The sequence below is a fragment of the Proteocatella sphenisci DSM 23131 genome (assembly GCF_000423525.1).
Taxonomy (GTDB): domain Bacteria; phylum Bacillota; class Clostridia; order Peptostreptococcales; family Filifactoraceae; genus Proteocatella; species Proteocatella sphenisci.
In genome coordinates, this window is record NZ_AUID01000042.1 from 1 (window position 1) to 3,797 (window position 3,797).

Here is a 3,797-nt window from a genome sequence, read left to right on the forward strand (position 1 = left end):
AATTAATAACCTGTTGTCCTTTTTCAAAAAATTGGTTATAATATTGTTTCATGGGTAGTTATATTATAAAATATAACGGGAAAAGATGGCAATATATTTTGTCATTTTTTTTTGCTTTTTTTTTGCATTAAAAAAAGCGAACTAGTCGCTTTTTTCTTTGGGGGCTATTTCCCGACAGCCTCTTTTTGTTCTTATATATTTTTTATTAGTAAGATTTACCCATTATAAGCATTCTGTCAGTTTCTTTTCCACAAACTATACACTTATTGTATCCAAGATCTACCTTATCAAACGGCATACATCTTGTACTTACCCCTGTTTCATCCTTTATTTTTTCTTCACATGCAGGATCATCACAGAGCATAGCATAAGCATATCCAGTTTTTTCTTCAAATGTTTCTTTAAGTTCGTCATAAGTGCTTACAGTCCAAGTTTTTTCGTCTCTGAACTTTGAAGCTCTTTCAAAAAGATTTTTTTGGATATCTTCCAAGATATCTTTAAGGTCATTTTCCAGATTTTCCATAGAAACTACAGATTTCTCACAAGTATCTCTTCTAAATACAGTTACCTGATTTTTTTCTATATCTCTTGGTCCCATCTCTATTCTTATTGGAATACCCTTCATTTCCCACTCGTTGAACTTATATCCTGGTGATTTATTTGTGTCATCATCAAGTTCTACCTTGAACTGAGACTTTAATCTCTCATTAAGTTCCCTTGCTGTTTCAAGCACACCAGCTTTGTTAGAAGCAACAGGCACTATAACAACCTGTATTGGCGCGATTCTTGGTGGTACAACAAGCCCTCTGTTATCACCATGAACCATTACCATTGCACCTATAAGTCTAGTCGTCGTAGCCCATGAAGATGTCCATGCAAATTTATGCTTTCCATCTCTATCCAGGAATTTAATATCAAACATCTTTGTAAAATGCTGTCCAAGGTTATGAGAAGTACCAGCCTGAAGCGCTTTTCCATCTCTCATCATCGCTTCTATAGTGTATGTTCTAAGGGCACCTGCAAATTTTTCCTGTTCCGTCTTTACCCCTAATTTCAGCGGTATAGCCATATGCTCTTCAACGAACTCTCTGTATTGTTCAAGTATCATTAGACATTCTCTGTCAGTATCAGCCTCATCTGCATGCACAGTATGGCCTTCATGCCATAAAAACTCTGAAGTTCTTAGGAAAGGTCTTGTTGTCTTTTCCCATCTTACAACACTGTTCCACTGGTACATAAGGAATGGCAGATCTCTGTATGACTTTATCCACTTTGAGAACATTGGACAAATTATAGTTTCAGATGTTGGTCTTACAAAAAGTCTCTCAGGAAGCTCATTGTCCCCATTATGAGTTACCCATAGTACTTCAGGAGCAAATCCTTCGAAGTGATCAACTTCTACCTGAAGAAGATGTTCTGGTATAAGGAGCGGAAAATACGCTGCCTTGTGGCCAGTTTCTTTGAACTTTGTATCTTGCCACTTTACTATATTTTCCCATATAGCATATCCGTAAGGTCTTATTATCATTGCTCCCTTAACCGGTGCATAATCTGAAAGTTCTGCCTTAAGTACTATATCTGTATACCACTGTGCAAAATCCTCATCCATACTAGTAATTTCTTTTACAAATTCTTGTTTTTTTTGTGTCACTTGTACTTCCTCCTTATATTTGAAAATATTATTATCCAATAAAAAAAGCCTCCGTCCAACAAAGGGACGAAGGCATATTCTCCGTGGTACCACCCAAATTGATACAAAAAATGTATCCACTTGATGTCTTTAACGCAGACTTACGGTAAGTATCAGTTACTGCTCCGAGGTAGGTTTCAAAAAACATTTTCTTATGAAAGCTTTCAGCCGACGACTTTCAATCTCTTTTAGTTAATAATTTTTTTACTGGCCTCTTCATAGCATTTTTATTGTACATGTTAAGATTATAGTATCTATATCTACTATTGTCAAGCTTAATTAAATTCATTTTGTTAGATTGATGCTAATTGGTGTGCCCAGAGGGATTCGAACCCCCGGCCTCTTGGTTCGTAGCCAAGCACTCTATCCAGCTGAGCTATGGGCACATACAAAAATTGACCTCTAAAGGTCAATTTTTTCAAATGGTGCGGCTGGAGGGACTTGAACCCCCACGCACTGGGCGCCAGATCCTAAGTCTGGTGCGTCTGCCAATTCCGCCACAACCGCATTTGAATATGGAGGCGACATCCAGATTTGAACTGGAGATTAAGGAGTTGCAGTCCTCTGCCTTACCACTTGGCTATGTCGCCATATTATTGATTTTTTTGATTTAATGGGGTGAGTAATGGGGATCGAACCCACGACCTCCAGAGCCACAATCTGGCGCTCTAACCGACTGAGCTATACCCACCATGTATCGAAATCAAATAAAAATGGTCGAGGTGGAGAGACTCGAACTCCCGGCCCCATGGTCCCAAACCACGTACGCTACCAAACTGCGCTACACCTCGATTGTTGTTTTAAAACTATTCATCCTTTTGAGTAAGGATGGTGGGCCTTCAGAGACTCGAACTCCGGACCTACCGGTTATGAGCCGGGCGCTCTAACCAACTGAGCTAAAGGCCCCCACATGGTAGCGGCAACAGGATTCGAACCTGTGACCTTTCGGGTATGAACCGAACGCTCTAGCCAACTGAGCTATGCCGCCATAATAGGGTTGATATTTTATTGTATTATATTTCAGATGGTGCCCAAAGCCGGAATCGAACCAGCGACACGAGGATTTTCAGTCCTCTGCTCTACCGACTGAGCTATTTGGGCAATCTTGGCGGAGAAGGTGGGATTCGAACCCACGGCCCATTACTGAGTCACTGATTTTCAAGACCAGCTCCTTAAACCGCTCGGACACCTCTCCAGGTGTTAATGAAATATTAAAATGGTGACCCATCCGCGACTCGAACGCGGGACACCCTGATTAAAAGTCAGGTGCTCTGCCGACTGAGCTAATGGGTCATGGCTGGGGATGCAGGACTCGAACCTACGAATGCCAGGATCAAAACCTGGTGCCTTACCGACTTGGCGAATCCCCAACTAAATGGTGTGTCTGGAGGGATTCGAACCCCCGACACCCGGCTTAGAAGGCCGGTGCTCTATCCGACTGAGCTACAAACACATGATATGATTTATTATGCTCCGCACTTTCTTGGAGCGGAAGACGGGATTCGAACCCGCGACCCTCGCCTTGGCAAGGCGATGCTCTACCACTGAGCTACTCCCGCATAGTGGTGCGGCTGGAGGGACTTGAACCCCCACGCACTGGGCGCCAGATCCTAAGTCTGGTGCGTCTGCCAATTCCGCCACAGCCGCGCATAAATATGGAGCTGGCAATAGGAATCGAACCTACAACCTGCTGATTACAAGTCAGCTGCTCTACCGTTGAGCCATGCCAGCATATTGAAATTTTTCTTTAGTTTATATAATGGCGATCCGGAAGGGACTCGAACCCTCGACCTCCAGCGTGACAGGCTGGCATTCTAACCAACTGAACTACCGGACCGCAATATTATATGGTGGGACCAACAGGGCTCGAACCTGTGACCCCCTGCTTGTAAGGCAGGTGCTCTCCCAGCTGAGCTATGATCCCGGGAATGTATGGTGACCCCTAGGGGAATCGAACCCCTGTTACCGCCGTGAAAGGGCGGTGTCTTGACCGCTTGACCAAGGGGCCTTCTTTATATAAAGAAATTTTTTGGTTGCGGGGGCAGGATTCGAACCTACGACCTTCGGATTATGAGCCCGACGAGCTGCCAACTGCTCCACCCCGCGA

Annotated in this window: 1 protein-coding gene, 19 tRNA genes and 1 other annotated feature; all 20 genes read right to left on the reverse strand. The window is 43.4% G+C overall.

Annotated features, from left to right (window positions below; genetic code table 11):
- Nucleotides 1-205 precede the first annotated feature (205 nt).
- The 20 genes from proS to G558_RS0111060 all read right to left on the reverse strand — a co-directional run bounded on the left by proS (nt 206) and on the right by G558_RS0111060 (nt 3,796).
- Nucleotides 206-1,651, reverse strand: a complete 1,446-nt coding sequence (gene proS, locus G558_RS0110965) for a proline--tRNA ligase (RefSeq protein WP_028830192.1) — start codon at nt 1,649-1,651, stop codon at nt 206-208.
- Between the two features lie 59 nt (nt 1,652-1,710).
- Nucleotides 1,711-1,919, reverse strand: a binding site (T-box leader).
- Between the two features lie 80 nt (nt 1,920-1,999).
- Nucleotides 2,000-2,076: transfer RNA gene (locus G558_RS0110970), tRNA-Arg, on the reverse strand.
- A gap of 37 nt (nt 2,077-2,113) precedes the next feature.
- Nucleotides 2,114-2,197: transfer RNA gene (locus G558_RS0110975), tRNA-Leu, on the reverse strand.
- Between the two features lie 9 nt (nt 2,198-2,206).
- A tRNA-Cys gene (locus tag G558_RS0110980) sits at nt 2,207-2,280 on the reverse strand.
- A gap of 24 nt (nt 2,281-2,304) precedes the next feature.
- Nucleotides 2,305-2,381 (reverse strand) — tRNA-His (locus G558_RS0110985).
- A 23-nt stretch (nt 2,382-2,404) separates the two neighbouring features.
- A tRNA-Pro gene (locus tag G558_RS0110990) sits at nt 2,405-2,481 on the reverse strand.
- A gap of 38 nt (nt 2,482-2,519) precedes the next feature.
- Nucleotides 2,520-2,596, reverse strand: a tRNA-Ile gene (locus G558_RS0110995).
- Nucleotides 2,597-2,601: 5 nt separating this feature from the next.
- A tRNA-Met gene (locus G558_RS0111000) sits at nt 2,602-2,678 on the reverse strand.
- Between the two features lie 37 nt (nt 2,679-2,715).
- Nucleotides 2,716-2,791: transfer RNA gene (locus G558_RS0111005), tRNA-Phe, on the reverse strand.
- Nucleotides 2,792-2,796: 5 nt separating this feature from the next.
- Nucleotides 2,797-2,885, reverse strand: a tRNA-Ser gene (locus G558_RS0111010).
- 22 nt (nt 2,886-2,907) lie between these two features.
- Nucleotides 2,908-2,983 (reverse strand) — tRNA-Lys (locus tag G558_RS0111015).
- Nucleotide 2,984: 1 nt separating this feature from the next.
- Nucleotides 2,985-3,060 (reverse strand) — tRNA-Gln (locus tag G558_RS0111020).
- A 6-nt stretch (nt 3,061-3,066) separates the two neighbouring features.
- Nucleotides 3,067-3,143, reverse strand: a tRNA-Arg gene (locus G558_RS0111025).
- Nucleotides 3,144-3,174: 31 nt separating this feature from the next.
- A tRNA-Gly gene (locus tag G558_RS0111030) sits at nt 3,175-3,249 on the reverse strand.
- Nucleotides 3,250-3,253: 4 nt separating this feature from the next.
- Nucleotides 3,254-3,337, reverse strand: a tRNA-Leu gene (locus tag G558_RS0111035).
- A 9-nt stretch (nt 3,338-3,346) separates the two neighbouring features.
- A tRNA-Thr gene (locus tag G558_RS0111040) sits at nt 3,347-3,421 on the reverse strand.
- 29 nt (nt 3,422-3,450) lie between these two features.
- Nucleotides 3,451-3,527, reverse strand: a tRNA-Asp gene (locus tag G558_RS0111045).
- Between the two features lie 11 nt (nt 3,528-3,538).
- Nucleotides 3,539-3,614, reverse strand: a tRNA-Val gene (locus G558_RS0111050).
- Nucleotides 3,615-3,623: 9 nt separating this feature from the next.
- Nucleotides 3,624-3,698 (reverse strand) — tRNA-Glu (locus G558_RS0111055).
- Between the two features lie 22 nt (nt 3,699-3,720).
- Nucleotides 3,721-3,796 (reverse strand) — tRNA-Met (locus G558_RS0111060).
- Nucleotide 3,797: the final 1 nt, after the last annotated feature.